General features: G+C 22.3%; 30 protein-coding genes and 3 pseudogenes. 20 read left to right on the plus strand and 13 right to left on the minus strand.

From position 1 onward, the window contains the following. Positions 1–2 precede the first annotated feature (2 nt). Positions 3–416, minus strand: a pseudogene (locus ACQH26_RS09530) (transposase); the annotation flags it as partial. A 317-nt stretch (positions 417–733) separates the two neighbouring features. Next, positions 734–1663: a hypothetical protein gene (locus tag ACQH26_RS09535; protein ID WP_425382361.1), complete on the minus strand. Its 930-nt coding sequence runs from the start codon at positions 1661–1663 to the stop codon at positions 734–736. Between the two features lie 970 nt (positions 1664–2633). Between ACQH26_RS09535 and ACQH26_RS09540 the strand changes: the two genes are divergently transcribed. The 6 genes from ACQH26_RS09540 to ACQH26_RS09565 all read left to right on the plus strand — a co-directional run bounded on the left by ACQH26_RS09540 (position 2634) and on the right by ACQH26_RS09565 (position 5786). After that, positions 2634–2873 carry a hypothetical protein gene (locus ACQH26_RS09540; protein ID WP_425382362.1) on the plus strand — a complete coding sequence of 80 codons (240 nt, stop codon included), beginning with the start codon at positions 2634–2636 and terminating at the stop codon, positions 2871–2873. A gap of 80 nt (positions 2874–2953) precedes the next feature. After that, complete coding sequence (locus ACQH26_RS09545; protein WP_425382363.1) at positions 2954–3754, plus strand: AAA family ATPase; 801 nt, start codon at positions 2954–2956, stop codon at positions 3752–3754. Next, on the plus strand, positions 3738–4352 hold the full coding sequence (locus ACQH26_RS09550) for an AAA family ATPase (protein WP_425382364.1): 615 nt from the start codon (positions 3738–3740) through the stop codon (positions 4350–4352). Before ACQH26_RS09545 ends, ACQH26_RS09550 begins: the two co-directional genes overlap by 17 nt. Before the next feature lie 56 nt (positions 4353–4408). Next, positions 4409–4666: a hypothetical protein gene (locus ACQH26_RS09555; protein ID WP_425382365.1), complete on the plus strand. Its 258-nt coding sequence runs from the start codon at positions 4409–4411 to the stop codon at positions 4664–4666. A gap of 273 nt (positions 4667–4939) precedes the next feature. Then, entirely contained in the window at positions 4940–5287 is a 348-nt protein-coding gene (locus ACQH26_RS09560) for a transposase family protein (protein WP_425381897.1), read from the plus strand. A gap of 4 nt (positions 5288–5291) precedes the next feature. Beyond that, positions 5292–5786 (plus strand): transposase family protein, encoded by a 495-nt coding sequence (locus tag ACQH26_RS09565; RefSeq protein ID WP_425382366.1) that lies wholly within the window; start codon positions 5292–5294, stop codon positions 5784–5786. Between the two features lie 483 nt (positions 5787–6269). On the opposite strand, the gene ACQH26_RS09570 is transcribed toward ACQH26_RS09565, so the two are convergent. Further along, positions 6270–7328, minus strand: a complete 1059-nt coding sequence (locus ACQH26_RS09570; RefSeq protein WP_425381996.1) for a DDE-type integrase/transposase/recombinase — start codon at positions 7326–7328, stop codon at positions 6270–6272. Positions 7329–7497: 169 nt separating this feature from the next. On the opposite strand from ACQH26_RS09570, the gene rpmE reads away from it, so the two are divergent. The 11 genes from rpmE to ACQH26_RS09625 all read left to right on the plus strand — a co-directional run bounded on the left by rpmE (position 7498) and on the right by ACQH26_RS09625 (position 16725). After that, on the plus strand, positions 7498–7827 hold the full coding sequence (gene rpmE / locus ACQH26_RS09575; protein ID WP_368862541.1) for a 50S ribosomal protein L31: 330 nt from the start codon (positions 7498–7500) through the stop codon (positions 7825–7827). Between the two features lie 177 nt (positions 7828–8004). Next, positions 8005–9975 (plus strand): hypothetical protein, encoded by a 1971-nt coding sequence (locus ACQH26_RS09580; RefSeq protein WP_425382367.1) that lies wholly within the window; start codon positions 8005–8007, stop codon positions 9973–9975. A gap of 14 nt (positions 9976–9989) precedes the next feature. Next, entirely contained in the window at positions 9990–11015 is a 1026-nt protein-coding gene (locus tag ACQH26_RS09585) for a DHH family phosphoesterase (protein WP_425382368.1), read from the plus strand. Between the two features lie 24 nt (positions 11016–11039). Beyond that, the gene (locus tag ACQH26_RS09590) at positions 11040–11630 is read left to right on the plus strand and encodes a thymidine kinase (protein WP_281749194.1); all 591 of its coding nucleotides are present in this window, start codon (positions 11040–11042) and stop codon (positions 11628–11630) included. A 15-nt stretch (positions 11631–11645) separates the two neighbouring features. Next, positions 11646–12743: a peptide chain release factor 1 gene (gene prfA, locus ACQH26_RS09595; RefSeq protein WP_425382369.1), complete on the plus strand. Its 1098-nt coding sequence runs from the start codon at positions 11646–11648 to the stop codon at positions 12741–12743. A 17-nt stretch (positions 12744–12760) separates the two neighbouring features. Beyond that, positions 12761–13162 carry a hypothetical protein gene (locus tag ACQH26_RS09600; protein WP_425382370.1) on the plus strand — a complete coding sequence of 134 codons (402 nt, stop codon included), beginning with the start codon at positions 12761–12763 and terminating at the stop codon, positions 13160–13162. 26 nt (positions 13163–13188) lie between these two features. Further along, positions 13189–14028 carry a peptide chain release factor N(5)-glutamine methyltransferase gene (gene prmC / locus ACQH26_RS09605; RefSeq protein WP_425382371.1) on the plus strand — a complete coding sequence of 280 codons (840 nt, stop codon included), beginning with the start codon at positions 13189–13191 and terminating at the stop codon, positions 14026–14028. 162 nt (positions 14029–14190) lie between these two features. Continuing rightward, positions 14191–14340, plus strand: a complete 150-nt coding sequence (locus ACQH26_RS09610) for a hypothetical protein (protein ID WP_425382372.1) — start codon at positions 14191–14193, stop codon at positions 14338–14340. Between the two features lie 216 nt (positions 14341–14556). Beyond that, positions 14557–14760, plus strand: a complete 204-nt coding sequence (locus ACQH26_RS09615; RefSeq protein ID WP_425382067.1) for a transposase family protein — start codon at positions 14557–14559, stop codon at positions 14758–14760. A 4-nt stretch (positions 14761–14764) separates the two neighbouring features. Continuing rightward, positions 14765–15259 carry a transposase family protein gene (locus ACQH26_RS09620; protein WP_425381872.1) on the plus strand — a complete coding sequence of 165 codons (495 nt, stop codon included), beginning with the start codon at positions 14765–14767 and terminating at the stop codon, positions 15257–15259. Between the two features lie 458 nt (positions 15260–15717). Next, positions 15718–16725, plus strand: coding sequence for a DDE-type integrase/transposase/recombinase (locus ACQH26_RS09625; protein WP_425382373.1), 1008 nt, complete (start codon positions 15718–15720; stop codon positions 16723–16725). Here ACQH26_RS09625 and ACQH26_RS09630 read toward each other — a convergent pair. The 9 genes and pseudogenes from ACQH26_RS09630 to ACQH26_RS09670 all read right to left on the minus strand — a co-directional run bounded on the left by ACQH26_RS09630 (position 16718) and on the right by ACQH26_RS09670 (position 20011). After that, a complete protein-coding gene (locus ACQH26_RS09630; RefSeq protein ID WP_425382374.1) occupies positions 16718–17206 on the minus strand; it encodes an IS630 family transposase in 489 nt (162 codons plus the stop codon). The two genes, ACQH26_RS09625 and ACQH26_RS09630, sit on opposite strands and share 8 nt — an antisense overlap. Before the next feature lie 40 nt (positions 17207–17246). Next, entirely contained in the window at positions 17247–17606 is a 360-nt protein-coding gene (locus ACQH26_RS09635; RefSeq protein ID WP_425381863.1) for a helix-turn-helix domain-containing protein, read from the minus strand. A 430-nt stretch (positions 17607–18036) separates the two neighbouring features. After that, entirely contained in the window at positions 18037–18168 is a 132-nt protein-coding gene (locus ACQH26_RS09640; protein WP_425382375.1) for a hypothetical protein, read from the minus strand. Next, a pseudogene (locus tag ACQH26_RS09645) lies at positions 18143–18298 on the minus strand (IS256 family transposase); the annotation flags it as partial. The gene ACQH26_RS09640 and the pseudogene ACQH26_RS09645, both read right to left, overlap by 26 nt. 33 nt (positions 18299–18331) lie before the next feature. Further along, positions 18332–18712 (minus strand): annotated as a pseudogene (locus tag ACQH26_RS09650) (IS30 family transposase); the annotation flags it as partial. Between the two features lie 2 nt (positions 18713–18714). Next, on the minus strand, positions 18715–19134 hold the full coding sequence (locus tag ACQH26_RS09655) for a transposase (RefSeq protein ID WP_425382376.1): 420 nt from the start codon (positions 19132–19134) through the stop codon (positions 18715–18717). Further along, a complete protein-coding gene (locus ACQH26_RS09660; RefSeq protein ID WP_425382377.1) occupies positions 19097–19462 on the minus strand; it encodes a transposase in 366 nt (121 codons plus the stop codon). The genes ACQH26_RS09655 and ACQH26_RS09660 overlap by 38 nt, the downstream gene beginning before the upstream one ends. A gap of 5 nt (positions 19463–19467) precedes the next feature. Beyond that, positions 19468–19611, minus strand: coding sequence for a hypothetical protein (locus ACQH26_RS09665; protein WP_425382378.1), 144 nt, complete (start codon positions 19609–19611; stop codon positions 19468–19470). Positions 19612–19651: 40 nt separating this feature from the next. After that, a complete protein-coding gene (locus tag ACQH26_RS09670) occupies positions 19652–20011 on the minus strand; it encodes a helix-turn-helix domain-containing protein (RefSeq protein ID WP_425382298.1) in 360 nt (119 codons plus the stop codon). Between the two features lie 145 nt (positions 20012–20156). On the opposite strand from ACQH26_RS09670, the gene ACQH26_RS09675 reads away from it, so the two are divergent. The 3 genes from ACQH26_RS09675 to ACQH26_RS09685 all read left to right on the plus strand — a co-directional run bounded on the left by ACQH26_RS09675 (position 20157) and on the right by ACQH26_RS09685 (position 22278). Then, positions 20157–20564, plus strand: a complete 408-nt coding sequence (locus tag ACQH26_RS09675; protein WP_425382379.1) for a hypothetical protein — start codon at positions 20157–20159, stop codon at positions 20562–20564. Positions 20565–20604: 40 nt separating this feature from the next. Next, positions 20605–21436, plus strand: a protein-coding gene (locus ACQH26_RS09680) for an IS5 family transposase (protein WP_425382380.1) whose coding sequence is annotated in 2 segments (ribosomal slippage) — positions 20605–20874 and positions 20876–21436 — 831 coding nt in all. Because the reading frame shifts where the segments join, the coding sequence is not laid out codon by codon here. Between the two features lie 116 nt (positions 21437–21552). Beyond that, positions 21553–22278, plus strand: a complete 726-nt coding sequence (locus ACQH26_RS09685; protein WP_425382381.1) for a hypothetical protein — start codon at positions 21553–21555, stop codon at positions 22276–22278. Between the two features lie 191 nt (positions 22279–22469). Here ACQH26_RS09685 and ACQH26_RS09690 read toward each other — a convergent pair. Then, a protein-coding gene (locus ACQH26_RS09690; protein WP_425382012.1) for an IS5 family transposase occupies positions 22470–23259 on the minus strand; the annotation gives its coding sequence in 2 pieces (ribosomal slippage) (positions 22470–22997 and positions 22999–23259; 789 coding nt in all). Between the last annotated feature and the right edge of the window lie 182 nt (positions 23260–23441).

Here is a 23441-nt window from a genome sequence, read left to right on the forward strand (position 1 = left end):
CTATATAACTCTTGCAACTGCATTCTAATATCTGATAAAGTCATTCCTTTGGCATATAGTGAAAGAACTTGTTGATCAAAGCCATCAAATCTTCTCTGTCTTTTTGCAACTATTACAGGAGTAAAATCACTATTACGATCTCTTGGTACATTAATTTTAATTTTACCTTGTTGAGTTATTAATTTTTTTGAACTTATACCATTACGAGCATTTTCACTATTACTATGTTGATTTTTTTCATACCCTAAATAATTTTGCATTTCAGAATTTAACATCTTTTCTACTAATCTTTTTGTTAATTCTTTATATAATCCTCCTTCTTTAAATACTGTTGTTAAATCTTCAGTATTTTCTAGTAATAAATCTACTGCTTTTGATATTGGATCATTATTATTAATACTTTGTTTTTTAGCCATCTGTAACTCACTCTTTCTAGTCATTTAATTATATTTACTAGAATTAATTAAACATAGTTATTTTTGTAAGTTACACAGATTACTAAACATTACCGTTTCTCAAGAAATTTATAAAACAAAAGAATTTTTAAAAAGAAATAACAGAGTTTTTTCATCCGAAGATTTTGATTTTTCAATGTTAAAAATTAATTAGTATATATTTTTGATATTAAAATCAAAAATTTTAATGATTTTCAATTACCAAAAAATATAAAAAATAAAAAATTATAATCTAGTAATAGATTATAATTTTTTATTTACATTTAATATAATACTTTTTATAAAGTTGAAGATTGTTTTTGAACAGTTGTTTGTTCATCATAATAATTATTCATATCATCATCTGTATTAATTGAAGGTTGAACTTGTAGTTGGTTAACTTCGGTAATTATTTGATCAATAACTTTATTATTTTCATTTTCTTCAATAGTTTGTAATTCTTTTTTAATTTTTGTAATTTCTTGATCAATTTGTTTACATTTAGTATTATTTCAAGGTTTAAATTTAAGTTTCTTTTTCTCATCAAGTTTTTTATTTAATAATTCATAAAGAGCAATTTTTCTATTAGTATTGTTACTTTTTAATTCTTTAATTTCATCTTCTTCTGTTATATCTCATTCTTCATTTTCTTGCTCATTTTCTTTTGCCAATTGTTTAATATTTCTTTTTCTGTTTTGCATTTCATTCATACTATTTTTACTTGTACTTTCTTGAAATTCTGGTAATAGTTCTTCTAATAAAAAACAATTATCAGTAAAAACATCATCAAATTTATTAAGTTCTTTATAGATTTTTTCTAATTCTTTTAAATTTTTTAAAATTTCAGAAATTATCAAAGTATTATAATCATTATTAAAATATTCACTAATTCTTTGATAAATAGCATAGTGAGTTTGAAATATTTGATCTGGATAATTTTGACGACTATATTTTACTCCTCTTTCTTCAAGAGCATAAATTTTTTTAAAATTTTTTATTTTTCATTCTTGTAGAGTTTTTTTTACATCATCAAAAATAAACATTTTAATTTCTTTTTCAATTAGTGATTTAAATTCTTTGAAATCATTAGTTTCTTTTAATATTAATTCCTCTTCTGAAATATTAATTACATTTTCATTTTTTCTATTTTCTTTAATTATATTTTTCATGATTGAATCAAAATATTCACCATCACTTTGTAAATCAAAATATTTAGCAAAATCTAACATCTTTATTTTCTCCTTTAATATATTTCTAAATAAAAAACCTATTTACTTTTAAATAAAGTAATAGGTTTTTTTAAAACTTATATGTTTATGATTAAAGGTTATCAAATTTTATATTTTTTTCAATATTTTTTTATATATTAATTAATTTTACAAAAATTAGATATTTCTTAGAACCTGTTTAGGATCTTTTTAATAGAATTTAACTAAAACAAGAAATAATCATTTATAAATAGGTATTTAACCAATAATTTATTTTCTTTTTCATTTTTTTGTTAAAAAGATTTTATCATTTGAAAACTTATCGACTAAAAATCTATTTTTTATTATAAAATAACCATTATAATATAAATTTTATTAAAAATTAATCAAAAAAGATCCTAAACAGGTTCTTATAGAGTTATTAATTTATGTAGTGGTGATATTGGTTTAGTGTTACTAAAGACTTATGATTTAGAACACTATATCATGATTAAAAGAAATATCATTATTAGTTCTAATTAATAAAATTCCAAAAAAATATAATAAATTTTAAATTACTAATGCTACTGATATTAGTAATTTAAAACTAGGATAACTTTCTAATGATTTTTGTAATGATGGTCAATATAGTAAGTTATGAAATGGTTATACAACATTAAATTTTAATAATAAGTTTGTGGTCTATGATGTTTGAACTCTATTCGATCAAGATATTCCTAAGAACCTGTTTAGGATCTTTTTTGATTAATTTTTAATAAAATTTATATTATAATGGTTATTTTATAATAAAAAATAGATTTTTAGTCGATAAGTTTTCAAATGATAAAATCTTTTTAACAAAAAAATGAAAAAGAAAATAAATTATTGGTTAAATACCTATTTATAAATGATTATTTCTTGTTTTAGTTAAATTCTATTAAAAAGATCCTAAACAGGTTCTAAGATTACAACTGCCCAGTTATATCTTGTTCTTGCTTTTATTAAAGGTGAAGTGAAACGTAATCTTTTTCAAAAAGATAAAGAATTAATTATAGTTATTGGTGAAGCCCATTTAGCAATTGATAAAGATAATCCTGTCGCTCTTAACTTTATGTATCAAATGGTAAAACGTTGTCGTAAGTATCACGCGGGAATTATTATTACCACTCAAAATATTGATGATTTTACAGGTACTAAAGATATTAAAAAGAAAACCACAACCATGATTAATAATACCGATTTAGCTAACTAGGGGGTTATTTTTGTTTTAAAAGCATGCTAATATTAATGCATTAATAAAAGTTAAATTTATGAAAAATTTAAGGAGGAAAAATGTTAAATTTTAAAATAAAAGAATTTAAATCAATTGTAAAAGAAATTGAATTCAAAGTTTATCCTAAAAAAATTAGTTTTATAGTAGGTAAAAATGGATTAGGAAAATCTAATATTCTAGATGCAATTGATTGATTTGTTAATGGTGCTTCTAACTCATCTAATTCTAATAATATATCATCTCAATCAACTAGTCCTAATTATAATTCTAAAGCGATAGTTTCTTTGAAATATAAATTGAGTGAAGAAAAAATTAAAAAAATTAATGATATTCTAAAAGAACACTATAATATTTTATCTGATAGGAAATTGGTTAATAGTTATATTGAAAAAACTGCTGATTCTCCTGCTTATAATTATTTATATGAATCTAGTGGTAATTTAACAGAATTAGCTGAAATTATAAATGGTTTAATTAAATTATATTCAGAAAAATGATTAGATCCACGCTTTTTTAAAATTTCTACAAAAGGAAACTATAGTGTTAATCTTGATTTAACTAGAGAAAAATTAGAAAAATGAACAGAAATGACAAAAAATTTAAAAGAAAAACATATTAAACTATTTGATGATATAAAACTTTTAGAATCTTTGTATAAAGAAAGACCAATACTAATTTATATAAGAAATGCTGATTTAGAAAATAAAACTAAATATTCTTATTATTTTGATGAGTATACACAAAAAGAAAAAAATAAAGAATTTATGGATTTATTAAGATTTTTAGGTAATGATGTTTTAAATGAAATGACAAGATTAACAGAAATGAATTCTGTTGATGAAAATGAGAAAACAAGCTAATAAAATAATTAATAGAATTGATAAGACTGCTAATGCCAAGTTAAAAGAACTGTTTACAAAATTTGATATTTATGGTTATCCTGAAATTAAAACTCATGATACTAAAATTAATATAGAAGTTAGAAGCAAAGAAGAATATGAGTATGATGATTTTGACACTGAATTCAATAGTTCGGGTTATAAAGCGTTTTATCAATTAATGTTAAATTTAGAAAATGCTAAATATTATGTTAAGACTAATAATCAAAAAGTTATTATTTTAGCTGATGAACCAGATAAAAATCTTCATCCATTGTTACAACAACAACTTGCAGATTATCTAACAGACTTTGCAAAAAATAATCCTGATATTTATTTAATTATTACTACACACTCACCATTTTTATTAAAAGATCTTAAAAATAATTTTTATATAACAGAAAGAACTGTAAATTTAACAGAAAATTGCAAAAAAGAGGGTTCAACTTTTTTTAGTCATTTTAAGGCAAAAATGCCAGATAAAATAAATAAATTTCAAAATTTATATACCCTATTAGTAGCTTCAGAATTGTATTCTAATGATAAAAGTTTTTTTCTAGTTTATCAGAAAAATATATAATTTATACTAATGGTGATTCAAGTATTGATAGCGAATTAAAAAATAGTTTAAATAAAATGGGGATTAATGATATAAAAATTAGACCTTTAAATTCTATTTCTGATTCTAATAAAATTTTTAGTAGTGCTTCAATATGTGAGTATTTTTCCGAAATTACTAATATTAATGATGTTATTAAAATCAGAGAAAAATTAGAAAAGGGAGAAATTGTATTATTTCAATCTAAACAAAAAGAAAATTTAAAGGAAACTGATTCTGAAATGAGTATTCAATCAAATGAATTAGTTAATAACGATGAAGAAGTAATTAATTAAATTAAAATTTAGTAAATAAAATATATTAATTTATCTAGCCCACTTAAAGGTTTAACTCTAAGTGGGCATTTTTTATTTAGTTAGTAAAATTAATATAGTATTAATTAATTTTTAAAAGCAAAATAGGGAATTGATATCAATGTAACAATAAATTAGTATTGAAAATCAATTTAGTTTATATGAGAAAATTTAGTAGACTTACTGCATAACTAGTTAACTTTTCATTTTTTTGTTATTATTAAAATAAAATTTGAATAGTTAAGGATAAATTTTATGACATATTTTGAATTAAAAGATAAACCGGATCAATATTTTCGTAAAATAGTTGGTATTAATAAACTAGTTTTTAATGAAATTTTAAATATTTTATTAGATCATCAAAATCTAAAAAATACCACTGGTGGAAGGCCATATAAAATGTCAATAGAAGATAGACTAGTAATGACTTTAAGATATTTATATGAAAATCGTACATATCATAGTATTGGTGCTGAGTATGATATGGTTGATACTACTGCTTTACGAAATATTCGTTCAATTGAAGACATTTTAATAAATAATAATAAGTTTAATAATTTAACAAATAAAAATATTTTTTTAAAAAGAAGAATTCAAAAATAAAATTTTGATAATTGATGTAACAGAAGTAGAAACAGAACGACCAAAATATAATCAAAAAGATTGATTTTCTGGCAAAAAATGAATGCATACTGTTAAGTTTCAAACCATAATTAATGCACATACTAATCAAATTTTAAATATTTTTCCTGATACTGGTAAAAATCATGATTTTAAAACTTTTAAAAATTCAAAGTTAGAATTTTTGTCAGAAACTGTAATTCTTGCAGATAAAGGTTATCAAGGTTTACAAAAAATTCATAGTAATACATTTTTACCCATTAAAACTAGTAAAAATAATCCTAAAACAAGTAAAATTAAAATTTTTAATAAGATTATTAATAAAACTCGCAGAAAAATTGAACATGTTTTTGCATTTTTAAAATGTTTTAAAATTATTGGTTATAAATTTAGAAAAGGTAGAAAACGAATATTTTTAAGATTTAATTTAATTGCAGGATTTTATAATTTATCATTAAAACTTAAAAACGTTATGCAGTAAGTCTAGTGATGTTTTTAAAAAAGCATTAGAAGATTTAAAAGTTGAATATGAAGATAACCAAGATTATATATTCCTCATGGTACAAGAACAAGAAAAATTAATAATATCTTTGGTATCAATACCAAGCATTAAGATAAATATAAATATTGTTATGTTTATCTTTCTAATTTAGCATTAGGTATTAAAAAATATCAAAGTATTACTAATCATTTATAAATTAAAATTTTATCTTTAATTACTGAAAGTAAATATTTTTTTATTGTATTTAATTAACTGAAAAATGTATCAATTAGGTAAATAATATTTTTTTTATTCATATAAAAACAATTTTTAAGTTTTAGATTTCAATAGAATATATAATTTAAAAAAAATAAAATTCATGATATCTAGTTAATTGAATTAGAACACATTTTTACAACATAATCTACCAAAATAAAAACTCTATCTATCATTAATATTGTAAGGTAGTACAGACATTTTGGACTATTTTTTATCTAATAAAAGTTTATCAAAATAATCCATAGGAGTCATTAATCCTAATGATTTATGTGGTTTAGAATTGTTATAATATTCTTGAAAAGAATTCACTAATTTTTGAAATAAACTAAAATCACTATTTAAATATGGTTTTATTTCAAATAAATTACTTCAATTTCTGTGAAATCTTTCAATCTTACCATTACTCTGTGGTGATCTAAACGGTGTAGTTTCATGAACTATACCTTTTTTATTACAAAAATTTGTAAATCAACGATTCCTTTGTGGTTTTCCACAAGATGTATTAGTATATTGACTACCATTATCAGTTCTAATTCTTTTAATTTTAATTCCTAATTTTTCATAGAAATTTAAAGCATTTTTAGTAGCATTTACAATATCTCTGGTTTGTGCTTGTTCAGATGGATAACAATAAGTAATTCGAGTTTTTTCATCAATAAAATCAATAATATATCATCTTTTACTTCCTGTTATATAATCTGATACTACTTTAATATCAGTTTGTAATAATCCAGTTTCTTTTACTTCATATCTCAAATGTTTTTTCTTAATAACTTTTTGTGAACAAAAACCAAAACGTTTTAATCAACGATATATAGTTTTAACCGAGGGTTTTGGCAAAAAATTAAACCTAATATCATCAATATGCCTTATTAAATAACAAAATTGAAAAGCACCTATACCAAACTCTTCTTTATACTGAACAAAATAATTTATAAATTTTTCTGATAATTCCAACTTATAGAAATATTTAATATTTTTAGGTTTTGTTGACTTAAATAATAATTCTTCAAAAGGTTTATTTCTGTAAAAAACATCATAAAAACGTTTAGCTCAATAATAAAAGGTTTGCTTTGGCATATGTAATTGAGAAATTATTTCTTTACAAGTATTTTTATTTTTAAAAATAAAACAAAATTTTCTAAATTTACGATAATAAATATTAACTTTATTAATATTTTTATCATTTTTATACTTTTCTACAAATTTGTTAAATTTATAATCAAATTTAGTAAAATCAGCACTATTAATTAAATATTTCATTTTAAACTACACCTCAACTAATAATATAAAGTTATAAAAACTTTTATTAGTCCAAAAAGTGTGTCTAATCTACAATCTATCATTAATATTTATTTGCTTTTTTATATTGTTAATGATATTATTTTTAAGTACTTTTTATTAATAGTAATTTTATAAGTGAGGTGAAACCATGGCAAAAGCAAGCATCCATCCAGAGTATTTTCAAACTAAAGTAACATGTATAACATGTAGCAATAATTTTATAAGTGGTTCAACTAAGGGTAAAGAAATCCGTGTTGATACATGTTCAAGTTGTCATCCATTTTATACTGGAAAACAATCATTTGTTTCAGCAAAAGGAAGAGTTGAACGCTTTAATACAAAAGCAAGCAAACAAGTTGAAACAAAATCAAAAACTGTTGAAATAAACAAAGCAAAACCACAAAATACTAAAACTATTGTATTAGAAACAGCAAAAGATGTTCTAAAACTAACTGATACTAAACAAGTTAAAAAATAATTTTAATTAAACTAGAAACTAATCATAGTTTCTTTTTTTATACTCTAAGAATAAAATTATTTACAGACATATTTAACATTAATTAAGTTAAAATATTGTATGTATACAACCCAATAAATATAGAATATAATTTTAATAGTATATGAAATAAAAAACTTTAAGGTAGGGAATGGTTTTATGGAAAAATCATCTGATTTTAATAAATTGGTAATAAGTAAAGGTATTAGATATAATACTGAGCAAACTAGTAACTTTAATTTTAGTATTATTAATTTATCCGTTGAAAAAGCCGTAAAAGATTGAAGTTTTGAAGGAAAATATCCTAGTTGCTTGGCAATTTTTAGTAATGATGAAAATAATATTGAAAAATTAATTAATGCTCTAGCAGGTTCTTCTACTATTATGGAGGGTAAAATTTTAATTGATGATATTGATGTTACTTATAATAGTATTGGTTTTGAACGAAAAATGGCTTATGTTAGTATGCATTTACAGAGTTGAAATAAATTATTTAGTATTCAACGTAACTTAGCAAGAACAGCAATTACTAATAAACCTTTTTTACAAGAAATAAGTAATATTAATCAAAAAATTAAGACTGATATTGAAAACTTAAAAAATACAGGTTTAAATTTAGACAGTGGTTATTTTAAAGAAAAATTAATTAATATTATTAAAAATTTTATTAATGAGACACAAAGCACTCGTAATAATTTTATTAAAGAATATCAATATCAAATTAATCATTTTCATAAAAACTTTGCTCAAGAGAAATTTAATTTTGCTGGAAGTGAAAAATTAACAGATATTCTAATTAAAAAATTCACTGCCGAAGAAAAAAATATTATTGCAAATAATAACTTATTATTTTTACAATCTTTGCAAGATCGTATTTCTAGTTTGGAAAGTTTAGTGGGACCATGTTTTTGTGGATGTAATCCACCAAAAGAAAGAAAATGAGAGTTTCAACTACGAGAAATTAGTTTTGTTATTAAAGAAATAAATAATTATTTAAATAGAGAGATTAGTACTATTAGAAGTGAAATTAGAACTACGTTAAAAACTTGTAACAATCATAATCAAAATTTTAATAGTGAACTTAATCATTTAGTTTCATATCAACAAATTAAATGTACTCGTAGTCAAATTGATCAAATTTTAGACCAGTGAATTGACTTAGCAGAAGTACAAAGAATTAAATTTAATATGAAACAAGATTTTGTGGCAATGCAACTTTTACCAGATGAAATGCATTTACTTTTAAAAAATATTAAAGATGAAATTAAAATTTATCATGATAAAATTTTAAAAAATCCACAGTTACAAGATAAAGAAACATATCAACAACAATTACAAACTTTATATTCACAGTTAATTGATGTCCGTGATTTAATTAGCGAAAATATTGTTATGATATTTAAACATTTAGATCTAAGTCATTTATTGTCATTACGTTTAACGCAATTAACAATAGTAGAGCGACAAATAATAAAAATCATTCAACAATTAATTGTGCCTACTAAAATTTTAATTTTACATAACCCATTTGAACTTTTAAATGTTGATAATAAAGAACAATTAGCAAATTGAATTAAAAAATTACAAAAATTTTTGAAAATAATTATTATTTTTACAACTAATAATCAAGTTGATATTAATTTATTAGCAACTAATGTTACTGTTATTGAAAATGAAATAATTATTCAACAAGGAAATGTTAGTGAAATCACTGATAAACCATTATCTTTAAATTTATTAAAAGAAATAAATGAACAGCATATTAATATCGCAAAGGGAGAATGAAATGCTCATAATTTATATTTTTATAATGTAAATTTAGGTAAGTTTGGTGCTAAAACCGCTTCTACTATTGCTTTTAAATCAAATGCCATTTTGTTTAGTGCAAAGAAACCACGATTTACTTTTTTAAAAAATTCAATTATTATTAATGGTGTTATTAAAAATATTACTAAAGTTGATGATAAAAAAGCATATTTATTGGTTGAAACTACTAAATCAGAACAATTTGAAGTTTTAACCAATAATAATGATAATTTAGAAGTGGGAACTGTTGGTTGAATTAGTATTACTAAAAATTCAATTTTTGTTTTTGATGATGAAACAAAACAATTAATTGGTACATGATAGAAAGGATATATAATATGAATAAGTTTAAAAAAGAAGCACAAGCAATTTATGAATTAATAAAAATCAGTAATCCAATTATTATTCATCGTCATATTAATCCTGATGGAGATGCTTTGGGTTCACAATGAGGATTAAAAAAAATTATTGAAGATAATTTTGAAAATAAAAAAGTACTTGTTCCAGGTGAAACAAATGAACATATGGCATCATTATTTCCACAACCAACTTTTGTTAAAAAAGAAGATTATGAAAATGCACTAGTAATAGTCACTGATACAGCCAATCGCGAACGAATTAGTGGTGAATTTTGAGAAGAAGGAAAAAAAATAATTAAAATTGATCATCATCCAATTGTTGATAAATATGGTGATATTGATTTAATTGAAGAAAAGGCTTCTGCTGCTTGCCAAGTAGTGGCAAAATGAACACAAGTATTGAATTTAAAAGTTTCTGCTTTAGCGGCTAGAAATTTATTTCTTGGTTTAGTTACTGATTCTGGTAGATTTTTGTATCGCTCTGTTAATGAAGAAACTTTTCAGATTGCTAGTTTTTTAGTTAAACAAAATTTTAATTTATTAGACTTATATCAAAGTTTATATATTCAAAATTTAAAAATCGCAAGATTGAAAGGATATATATTATCAAATTTTAAAATTACTGATAATGGTGTTGCTTATATAATATTTAACGATAAAATAATTACTGACTTACAAACAAAAATTATTAGTCAAAATAAAATATTAAATATTAAAGGTGAACTTTTTTTAACTAGAGAAGATTTAACTAGCCAAGTTAATGTAATGTCAAATATTGATGGTATTAAAATTTGATTAATTGCTGCTTATGATCAAATGAATAGTAAAATCAAAGTTAGTGTTCGTAGTGCAAGATGAATAATTAATGATACTATTGCCAAGTTTGGTGGTGGTGGTCATCAGACAGCAGCTGGTGCATATTTACAAAATATTAATGAAGTTGAAAAATTGATTGATAGTTTAGATAAAATTGCTAGTAAATCACCAAAATTAACAAACAATTAAAATTAGAGATGGAGTTGGATATAAATGTATAGTCGTTATAATGAGGGATGAATTGAAGTAATTACTGGTTGTATGTTTGCCGGAAAAACAGAAGAGTTTATGCGACGTATAAATCGTTTACAGTATGCTAAACGCAAAGTGCTAGTTTTTAAACCCAAGGTTGATATTCGTTATGATGCTAAAAAAGTAGTAAGTCATAAAGGGGTATCTATCACAGCGATAGTAATTGATGATCCAATGCAAATATTAAAACATGTAGATAAAGAAATAGAAGCAGTTGCAATTGATGAAGTACAATTTTTTAAACCATCAATTATTGAAGTGATTAAAACATTAGCAAATCAAAATAAGCAAGTTATTGTTGCAGGGTTAGATCAAGATTTTCGTGGTGAACCATTTCCTGTTACTAAAGAATTATTAGCCTTAGCAGAATTTGTAACTAAATTAGATGCTGTTTGTGTAAAATGTGGTAAAGCAGCAACAAGAACACAACGTATTATTAATGGCCGAGAAGCTAGATATGATGATGAAATTATTTTAATTGGTGCGCAAGAACAATATGAAGCTCGATGTCGTAGTCATCATCGTGTCTTAACAAATAATCAGAATAGATAAATCAGGTGTGATATTATGAATGAAAAAACATTAGAACAGTTAATGCAACTTACTAAAAAATATAGTGAAATTGAAAAGCAGTTAGAAAATCCCGAATTAATTCCTCGTGATAAATACACTGAATTAACAAAAGAACATAGTAGATTAGAACCAATTATTGAACAATATTGAAAATATGAAAAAATTAACAAAGAAATTATTGAAGCAAAAAAGGCATTAGCAACCGAACAGGATCAAGAACTTTGTGAAATGCTTAAAATAGATATTAAAGCAAATGAAATAGAATTAGAAAAAGCAGAAAATGAATTAAAACTAACACTAATTCCTAAAGATATAAATGATGATAAAAATGTTATTATTGAAATCAGAGGAGCTGTTGGTGGCGATGAAGCAAATATTTTTGCTGGTGATTTATATCGTATGTATAGTAAGTATTGTGAAATTCAACGATGAAAAATTGAAACTATTGAGGCAAAGGAAGCAATAAATGGTGGATTTAGTTATATTGCTTTTATGGTTAAAGGTAAACATGTATTTGCTAAATTAAAGTTTGAAGCTGGTGGACATCGTGTTCAGAGAGTTCCAAAAACCGAATCACAAGGACGAGTTCATACTTCAATTGCAACGGTTGCTGTATTGCCAGAAGTTAATGAAGTTGAAATTAAAATAAATAATTCTGATTTAAGAATTGATACTTATCGTTCTAGTGGTGCTGGTGGTCAACATGTTAATACTACCGATTCAGCAATTAGAATTACTCATATTCCAACAGGTGTTGTTGTAACTTCACAGGACGGACGAAGTCAATATGATAATAAAGATAAAGCAATGCGGGTATTAAGAGCTAAACTTTATGAAAAAAAAGTTGAAGAAGAACAGGGAAGAATTGGTAATTTAAGAAAAACAGCTGTTGGTAGCGGTGATCGTTCAGAAAAAATTAGAACATACAATTATCCACAAAATAGAGTAACTGATCATCGAATTGGATTATCTTTATTAAAGTTAGATCGTATTATGGAAGGTAATATTGATGAAATTATTATTGCTTTAATTAGTAGTGAACAAAAAGAAAAATTAGAAAATATTGATGAAAATATTACAGTATTAAAGTAAAAAAGGAAGAAATTATTATGGATTTTAAGATTTTAGACTCTAGAACAAAAATTTTGTTTTTAATATCAGTTATTTTTTTATATGCGACATTAGGAACATTTATTACATTAACTTTTAGTAGTGGTATTATTCACATTTTATTTTTAGTTTTAACATTATGATTTGCTAGTGCATCTAGTTTAATTTTTCATTATTTATTATGAAAAAATTTAGAATTTTTACGAAATATTGATGGTAATAATATTAATAATTTTGGTTTTATTATTAGTATTTGTAGTTACATTATTCTTTTTCCAATTATTTGTTTATTAACAATTAGTTTTTTATTTATTTTTAGTATTATTGTTTTAATTCTCGTTGTTAATAATTTAATAAAAAAAACTTCAAGAAATAATAATTCATCTGTTAATTTTCAATAAAATATTTATTTTTGGAGTATAAATTAATGACTTATAGAGATTATCTTTTATTAGCAAAAAAAATTAATAAAAAAAATGAACAAATTAATAAGATAATTTTATTAAAGTTTATTAATAAAGATTTATCTTGATTATATGCAAATCTTAATCAAACAATAGCAATAGATTTTTTAGAATCATATTTACAACTAGTTAAAAAATTTGTTGCTGGCTATCCTTTACAATATATTATTGATTATCAATGATTTCTTGATCATAAGTTTGTTGTTGATAATAGAGTATTAATTCCTCGTAATGAAACTGAAGAACTAGTTAAAAATGTTTTTGTCTATGCACAAAACATTTTTAATAATGATAATTTAAAAGTATTAGATTTTGGGACAGGCAGTGGTGCTATTGCTATTAGTTTAGCGTTAAAGAAACCTAATTGAAATATAGTAGCAAGTGATATTAGCAAAGATGCATTAACTATTGCTAAGATTAATAATGATAATTTTAACTTAAAAAATATTAATTTTGTTGAAAGCGATATATTTACAAATCTTAAAAATCATAAATTTAATATTATTGTTTCAAATCCGCCATATATTGATGAGACAGCAAATACTTTTTCAAAACATAATTTACAATATGAACCAAAATTAGCTTTATTTGCTGATCATAAAGGATTATATTTTTATGAAGTAATTTTTCAACAATGTCATGCAGTTTTAGAAAAATCTTTTTTATTAGCATTTGAATTTGGTTTTGATCAAAAAGAAGCACTAACTATTCTTATTAAAAAGTATTTACCACAATATAATTACAAATTTATTAAAGATATTAATAATAAATGAAGAATGCTATTTATTTGGCAAACATTATAACATATAAAAATAATTTAAGAACAATAATTTTGTCACTCAAAAAGTGACTATTTTATTTTTTGAAAAGGAAAATCTCATTTAATAGACTTACTGCATAACTAGTTAACTTTTCATTTTTTTGTTATTATTAAAATAAAATTTGAATAGTTAAGGATAAATTTTATGACATATTTTGAATTAAAAGATAAACCGGATCAATATTTTCGTAAAATAGTTGGTATTAATAAACTAGTTTTTAATGAAATTTTAAATATTTTATTAGATCATCAAAATCTAAGAACCTGTTTAGGATCTTTTTTGATTAATTTTTAATAAAATTTATATTATAATGGTTATTTTATAATAAAAAATAGATTTTTAGTCGATAAGTTTTCAAATGATAAAATCTTTTTAACAAAAAAATGAAAAAGAAAATAAATTATTGGTTAAGTACCTATTTATAAATGATTATTTCTTGTTTTAGTTAAATTCTATTAAAAAGATCCTAAACAGGTTCTAAAAAATACCACTGGTGGAAGGCCATATAAAATGTCAATAGAAGATAGACTAGTAATGACTTTAAGATATTTATATGAAAATCGTACATATCATAGTATTGGTGCTGAGTATGATATGGTTGATACTACTGCTTTACGAAATATTCGTTCAATTGAAGACATTTTAATAAATAATAATAAGTTTAATAATTTAACAAATAAAAATATTTTTTTAAAAAGAAGAATTCAAAAATAAAATTTTGATAATTGATGTAACAGAAGTAGAAACAGAACGACCAAAATATAATCAAAAAGATTGATTTTCTGGCAAAAAATGAATGCATACTGTTAAGTTTCAAACCATAATTAATGCACATACTAATGAAATTTTAAATATTTTTCCTGATACTGGTAAAAATCATGATTTTAAAACTTTTAAAAATTCAAAGTTAGAATTTTTGTCAGAAACTGTAATTCTTGCAGATAAAGGTTATCAAGGTTTACAAAAAATTCATAGTAATACATTTTTACCCATTAAAACTAGTAAAAATAATCCTAAAACAAGTAAAATTAAAATTTTTAATAAGATTATTAATAAAACTCGCAGAAAAATTGAACATGTTTTTGCATTTTTAAAATGTTTTAAAATTATTGGTTATAAATTTAGAAAAGGTAGAAAACGAATATTTTTAAGATTTAATTTAATTGCAGGATTTTATAATTTATCATTAAAACTTAAAAACGTTATGCAGTAAGTCTAATCTTTCAATTAGGATAACGGGGGCAGTTTTAATGTGGCGTATCATTGAAATATTAAAATATTTTCAGTATTCTTGTTCGGTTAATATAGCATTTCTAATGGAAAAATTTAATGTTACATTTCGAACTTTACAAAGAAATATTACTTTTATTAATACAATGTTAATAAAAATTAGTAATTGTAATATTTCCAGAAAGCAAGATTACTTTGTAATTAATGGTGACAATGAAATAATAGCAATAAATACTTTGCTTACACAGTTTATCCACATATCCAATGAATATCCTTTTGTTAGAATGAGTAATTTGTTCTTAATATGTATATGACAAAAAAATATTTAAGTAGTGAGTGACTTATCAATATAAGTAACACAAATAAGTGTAGATTAGACACACTTTTTGGACTAATAAAAGTTTTTATAACTTTATATTATTAGTTGAGGTGTAGTTTAAAATGAAATATTTAATTAATAGTGCTGATTTTACTAAATTTGATTATAAATTTAACAAATTTGTAGAAAAGTATAAAAATGATAAAAATATTAATAAAGTTAATATTTATTATCGTAAATTTAGAAAATTTTGTTTTATTTTTAAAAATAAAAATACTTGTAAAGAAATAATTTCTCAATTACATATGCCAAAGCAAACCTTTTATTATTGAGCTAAACGTTTTTATGATGTTTTTTACAGAAATAAACCTTTTGAAGAATTATTATTTAAGTCAACAAAACCTAAAAATATTAAATATTTCTATAAGTTGGAATTATCAGAAAAATTTATAAATTATTTTGTTCAGTATAAAGAAGAGTTTGGTATAGGTGCTTTTCAATTTTGTTATTTAATAAGGCATATTGATGATATTAGGTTTAATTTTTTGCCAAAACCCTCGGTTAAAACTATATATCGTTGATTAAAACGTTTTGGTTTTTGTTCACAAAAAGTTATTAAGAAAAAACATTTGAGATATGAAGTAAAAGAAACTGGATTATTACAAACTGATATTAAAGTAGTATCAGATTATATAACAGGAAGTAAAAGATGATATATTATTGATTTTATTGATGAAAAAACTCGAATTACTTATTGTTATCCATCTGAACAAGCACAAACCAGAGATATTGTAAATGCTACTAAAAATGCTTTAAATTTTTATGAAAAATTAGGAATTAAAATTAAAAGAATTAGAACTGATAATGGTAGTCAATATACTAATACATCTTGTGGAAAACCACAAAGGAATCGTTGATTTACAAATTTTTGTAATAAAAAAGGTATAGTTCATGAAACTACACCGTTTAGATCACCACAGAGTAATGGTAAGATTGAAAGATTTCACAGAAATTGAAGTAATTTATTTGAAATAAAACCATATTTAAATAGTGATTTTAGTTTATTTCAAAAATTAGTGAATTCTTTTCAAGAATATTATAACAATTCTAAACCACATATAGCTAACTAAAGTAATATTTACTCATATCTTCAAAAACAAAATCAATCGCTTTTTTAATATTTGGTCAATAATTTGGTAATATTTTTCTTATATTATGTTTTATAGCAAATCAAAAATGTTCAATTGGATTTAAATTAGGAGAATATGGCGGAAGAAATAATAGTTTGCATCCAGCATTTTCAATTAATTGTTGTGTTAATTTAGATTTATGAAACGTTGCATTATCTAAAACTATAATTTGTCCACGCTTTAATACTGGAATTAGTTTATTTTTAACATATGATTCAAAAATTTTACTATTGCAATGTCCTTCAAATGCTCATAAGGCTTTTAATTTACCTTTATTTAGTGAACCAATTATACTCATTCTCTTTATTTTATATGCGGGTTTATTATCAAATAATCTTTTACCTTTTTCAGATCAACCATATTTATAAAATTCATTATCATCAATTCCAGATTCATCAATATATACTAAATCTTCATTCATTATTTTAGCTATTTCTTTTAAAAAATCTTCTTGTTTATTTTTATCTCTTTGTTCATATAGAAAAGTTTTTTTTATATGTATAATTTAGTTTTTTAAAATAGTTATAAACTGTTTCTTTAGTCATATTTCCAAATTTATCAATTACTTTTTGAACTGTAACATCTTTATTTTCTGCTAAATAATTTTTTAATTCATCTAAATCCTTTATTTTGTGGCTATGTCCTTTTTGATAATTCAAAATTGGTTTTATATGCCCAGTTTCTTTTTTTCTTTTTCTTCATAAAAATAAAGTCTTTCTAGTGATATTGAACACTTTACAAATTTCTTTAATTTTCATATTTTTACTTTCATAAGCTTCTATTACTTTTCTTCGTAAGTCTTCACTGTATGGTTTTGGCATAATTTAATCTTCCTAATCTATTTTAATTATTGCTGAATTGTACTTTTAAATTCAAAAACTGTTTAAATTACATATTATTATTTTACATTATTTATGAGTAAATATTACTTTAGTTAGCTATAAATCATTAGGATTAATGACTCCTATGGATTATTTTGATAAACTTTTATTAGATAAAAAATAGTCCAAAATGTCTGTACTACCTTACAAGTAACACAAATAAGTATAATTTAAAAAAAGACATTATTTACTTGAATAACTTTTTCTTTGAACAAAATTTAAGATTAAAATTAAAATTTGAACATAATAAAGGGTTTCAATTAGATGGTTATGAATGACATTTAAGATTTATAACCGCTATTATTATTATAAAACTTATTAGTAAAGATAAAAAAATTCTCTTAACTAATGATAAAGTCCTAACCTATAGCTAACTAAAGTAATGTTTACTCATATCTTGAAAAACAAAATCAATCGCTTTTTTAGTATTTGTTGAGGCTTTTATGTAATCTGTGTATCTTTGTTTTACAAAGTTACTAGTTCAGATTAATTCTATCTTCAAATTTTATCATAAAATGAGCAATTGCTGTATTTCAATTTTGAATGGGCATTGTTCATTTTTTTGTTATATTTTCAATTGCTAAGTAAAATATTTTGAAAACTGCCATATCATTAGGAAAAACTTTTTTATTTCCCTGAATTGTAAATATAAATGGGACATTTTTTTAAAATAATTGTATTAAATCTATTGGTCTTTTATAAGAGAGTGATTTTCTTGGTGTAGAATTAATTTGAAATGCTATTTGATTCAATGATTTTTGATTAAAATTAGATAAATCAATGGATTTTGGTAAATATCTTCTTAAAATACCATTATTATTTTCATTTAAACCCCTTTGACAAGGTTTACCAGGATCTGCAAAATAAATTTTGACATTACAAATTTTTTCGATTAATCTTCATTTACTAAATTCTTTGCCACGATCAAAAGTAATGGTTTTAACTGTTCCTTTTTGTAATTTTGAAATAAATTTTATTATATTTTTCATAATATTTTCTGATTTATTATTTTTAGTTGCTAAAGGAATTGTGGTTTTTGATCATATAGCTAACTAAAGTAATGTTTACTCATATCTTGAAAAACAAAATCAATCGCTTTTTTAATATTTGGTCAATAATTTGGTAATATTTTTCTTATATTATGTTTTATAGCAAATCAAAAATGTTCAATTGGATTTAAATTAGGAGAATATGGCGGAAGAAATAATAGTTTGCATCCAGCATTTTCAATTAATTGTTGTGTTAATTTAGATTTATGAAACGTTGCATTATCTAAAACTATAATTTGTCCACGCTTTAATACTGGAATTAGTTTATTTTTAACATATGATTCAAAAATTTTACTATTGCAATGTCCTTCAAATGCTCATAAGGCTTTTAATTTACCTTTATTTAGTGAACCAATTATACTCATTCTCTTTATTTTATAGCTAACTAAAGTAATATTTACTCATATCTTGAAAAACAAAATCAATCGCTTTTTTAATATTTGGTCAATAATTTGGTAATATTTTTCTTATATTATGTTTTATAGCAAATCAAAAATGTTCAATTGGATTTAAATTAGGAGAATATGGCGGAAGAAATAATAGTTTGCATCCAGCATTTTCAATTAATTGTTGTGTTAATTTAGATTTATGAAACGTTGCATTATCTAAAACTATAATTTGTCCACGCTTTAATACTGGAATTAGTTTATTTTTAACATATGATTCAAAAATTTTACTATTGCAATGTCCTTCAAATGCTCATAAGGCTTTTAATTTACCTTTATTTAGTGAACCAATTATACTCATTCTCTTTATTTTATATGCGGGTTTATTATCAAATAATCTTTTACCTTTTTCAGATCAACTAATCTTTTACCTTTTTCAGATCAACCATATTTATAAAATTCATTATCATCAATTCCAGATTCATCAATATATACTAAATCTTCATTCATTATTTTAGCTATTTCTTTTAAAAAATCTTCTTGTTTATTTTTATCTCTTTGTTCATATAGAAAAGTTTTTTTTATATGTATAATTTAGTTTTTTAAAATAGTTATAAACTGTTTCTTTAGTTATATTTCCAAATTTATCAATTACTTTTTGAACTGTAACATCTTTATTTTCTGCTAAATAATTTTTTAATTCATCTAAATCCTTTATTTTGTGGCTATGTCCTTTTTGATAATTCAAAATTGGTTTTATATGCCCAGTTTCTTTTTTTCTTTTTCTTCATAAAAATAAAGTCTTTCTAGTGATATTGAACACTTTACAAATTTCTTTAATTTTCATATTTTTACTTTCATAAGCTTCTATTACTTTTCTTCGTAAGTCTTCACTGTATGGTTTTGGCATAATTTAATCTTCCTAATCTATTTTAATTATTGCTGAATTGTACTTTTAAATTCAAAAACTGTTTAAATTACATATTATTATTTTACATTATTTATGAGTAAATATTACTTTAGTTAGCTATATATACAAAAAAATAGAAATTATAATGATCAATATCGGTTATAAAAAATATTATGATGATCAACTAATATGATTTTTAACAATTCATGTACGAAAAATTAAACTTAATTTTTTTCTTGAAAAAGATGAACAAATTGAATTTAATTTAAACTTAAGTATAAAAAGAGAAGTCGAACATTTTAGATTAATAATTGCTAAAGAGTTTGCTATTGAGTTTGATAAGTTTAAAACTAATTATTTTAATTTCATTTGTTTACTTAATATTAAAGTTGACAGTCAATTATTTCCAAATATAACTTCAGAAATTAGTAACATTACTCAAAAAATATTTTCTTTTATTACTTGTGAATATCAGGTGTCTTTATATTCAAATACTTTTAAAAGTAATTTGAATAGTTTTCTTAGAACCTGTTTAGAATCTTTTCGAAAATAATGTAAAATGATTATATATTTTAAAATCAGAGGTATATATTATGCATAAAAATTATCCAAGTCATGTCACCAAAGAACAATTTGAGAACATAAAATCAATTTTAAAAAATAGCAAAAAGAAAACAAAACCAAGAAGTTTAGATTTATATGAAGTATTTTGTGCAATTTTATATGTATTAAAAAGTGGTTGTCAATGAAGAATGCTACCAAAAAATTTTCCAAAATGACAAACTGTATATTATTATTTTCAAATTTGAAGTAAAAATAACGGTAAAGAAGCTAGTGTATGGCAATTAATTTTAAAAAAAATTGGTTAAAAAAGTTCGTATCAACAATAATCGCAAAGAACAAACTAGTTTTTGTATAATTGATTCGCAAAGTGTTAAAAATACAGATACTACTGAAAATAAAGGTTATGATGCTGGTAAAAAGATTTCAGGAATAAAGCGTCATATTATTGTTGATTCTCAAGGTTTACCACATGCAATTTACATAACCACAGCAGAAAAAACAGATCGTAATAGCGCTATAATAATGATTGAAAATGAAAAAGAAAATCTTTCTGCAGTTCAAAAAATAATAGTAGATGCTGGTTATACTGGTGAAAAATTTGCTTCTGAAATCAAAACAATCATAAATGCAAATGTTGAAATTATAAAACGCAATGAACTACATACTTTTGTAGTATTACCAAAAAGATGAATTGTAGAACGAAGCTTTGCTTGATTAGAAAAATACAGAAGATTATGAAAAAATTGTGAAAGAAAACTAAATACTAGTTTACAAATGGTTGTTCTTTCCTTTATTTCAGTTTTATTAAAAAGATTTTATCATTTGAAAACTTATCGACTAAAAATCTATTTTTTATTATAAAATAACCATTATAATATAAATTTTATTAAAAATTAATCAAAAAAGATTCTAAACAGGTTCTTAGTGATAATTGATTTAAATTAAAATTTAATTATTATAGTGATATTAGTTTTGCCTTGGATGATACTTTTAAAATAGAAAGTGACTACCAATGAGGGCAACAACTCCTTTTTATTATAAATTCGCAATTAAAAAATAATTATTTTCCCAATCTTAATCTTTTACAAAATAAATTTTTAATGATTACTTTTCATAAAAGTTTTATAGCAAACGAGAACTGAAACATTCCCTTATATATATTCTTAATTGATGACTCCTATGCTAATAAAATTCAAATAACTTCATTTATAAAAGTAAATTTCCCTAATATTTTAATTATTTCCCTAAAAAATAACTTAAGTAATAATTTTAAACTTCATTTACTAAATCAAAAACCTTGTATATTAATTGAAAAGGTAAATATCTATAGTAATTATAATTTAGATAAATATAAGAATATTTCTGTTATTAATATTAAGGAAAATTCATGAAATTATGAATTAGAAAAAAATATTAATGAAAAAATAAAATGAGTAATGTTAAAAAGAATTCAATATTCAATTGTGGTATTTAATTTTTATATCCAAGAAAAATTTTATAGTATTAAATCTATTTTGTGAGCATTTCAAAAAACATTTATCAAAAAATATAATTTAAATTTAGAATTTTTAGATATTGATGAATGTTCTATAATTAAAAATCATATTTATGAAAAAATATTATTAATAAATCAATTAGTACCTATTCCTAATTACGAGTTCCCTATTATCCTTTTATATATAAAAAACCCTTTGATATTTTAAAACAAATTTAAAATTCATTTTATTTTCATTTTATTTACTAATAAAAACAATACTCAAAATTATAATTGAATCAATTTGTGAATTTCTTTATTTAAGAAAATGATTAATACTAATATTAAAAGTATTAGTCATATATATAAAATAATACAATCAATCATGACAATTTAATGTTAATTTCCCTTAGAACCTGTTTAGAATCTTTTTAATAAAACTGAAATAAAGGAAAGAACAACCATTTGTAAACTAGTATTTAGTTTTCTTTCACAATTTTTTCATAATCTTCTGTATTTTTCTAATCAAGCAAAGCTTCGTTCTACAATTCATCTTTTTGGTAATACTACAAAAGTATGTAGTTCATTGCGTTTTATAATTTCAACATTTGCATTTATGATTGTTTTGATTTCAGAAGCAAATTTTTCACCAGTATAACCAGCATCTACTATTATTTTTTGAACTGCAGAAAGATTTTCTTTTTCATTTTCAATCATTATTATAGCGCTATTACGATCTGTTTTTTCTGCTGTGGTTATGTAAATTGCATGTGGTAAACCTTGAGAATCAACAATAATATGACGCTTTATTCCTGAAATCTTTTTACCAGCATCATAACCTTTATTTTCAGTAGTATCTGTATTTTTAACACTTTGCGAATCAATTATACAAAAACTAGTTTGTTCTTTGCGATTATTGTTGATACGAACTTTTTTAACCAATTTTTTTTAAAATTAATTGCCATACACTAGCTTCTTTACCGTTATTTTTACTTCAAATTTGAAAATAATAATATACAGTTTGTCATTTTGGAAAATTTTTTGGTAGCATTCTTCATTGACAACCACTTTTTAATACATATAAAATTGCACAAAATACTTCATATAAATCTAAACTTCTTGGTTTTGTTTTCTTTTTGCTATTTTCTAAAATTGATTTTATGTTCTCAAATTGTTCTTTGGTGACATGACTTGGATAATTTTTATGCATAATATATACCTCTGATTTTAAAATATATAATCATTTTACATTATTTTCGAAAAGATTCTAAACAGGTTCTTACATTTTTATATAAAATTAATAGTACAAATAAAAAACAAATATGAAATCATTTATTTTTAATAAATTTAATAATGATTATTTAACTAAATTATCATCAGAAAGATAAATCT

Source organism: Spiroplasma endosymbiont of Melieria omissa (assembly GCF_964031175.1).
Lineage (GTDB): Bacteria > Bacillota_I > Bacilli_A > Mycoplasmatales > VBWQ01 > Spiroplasma_E > Spiroplasma_E ixodetis_A.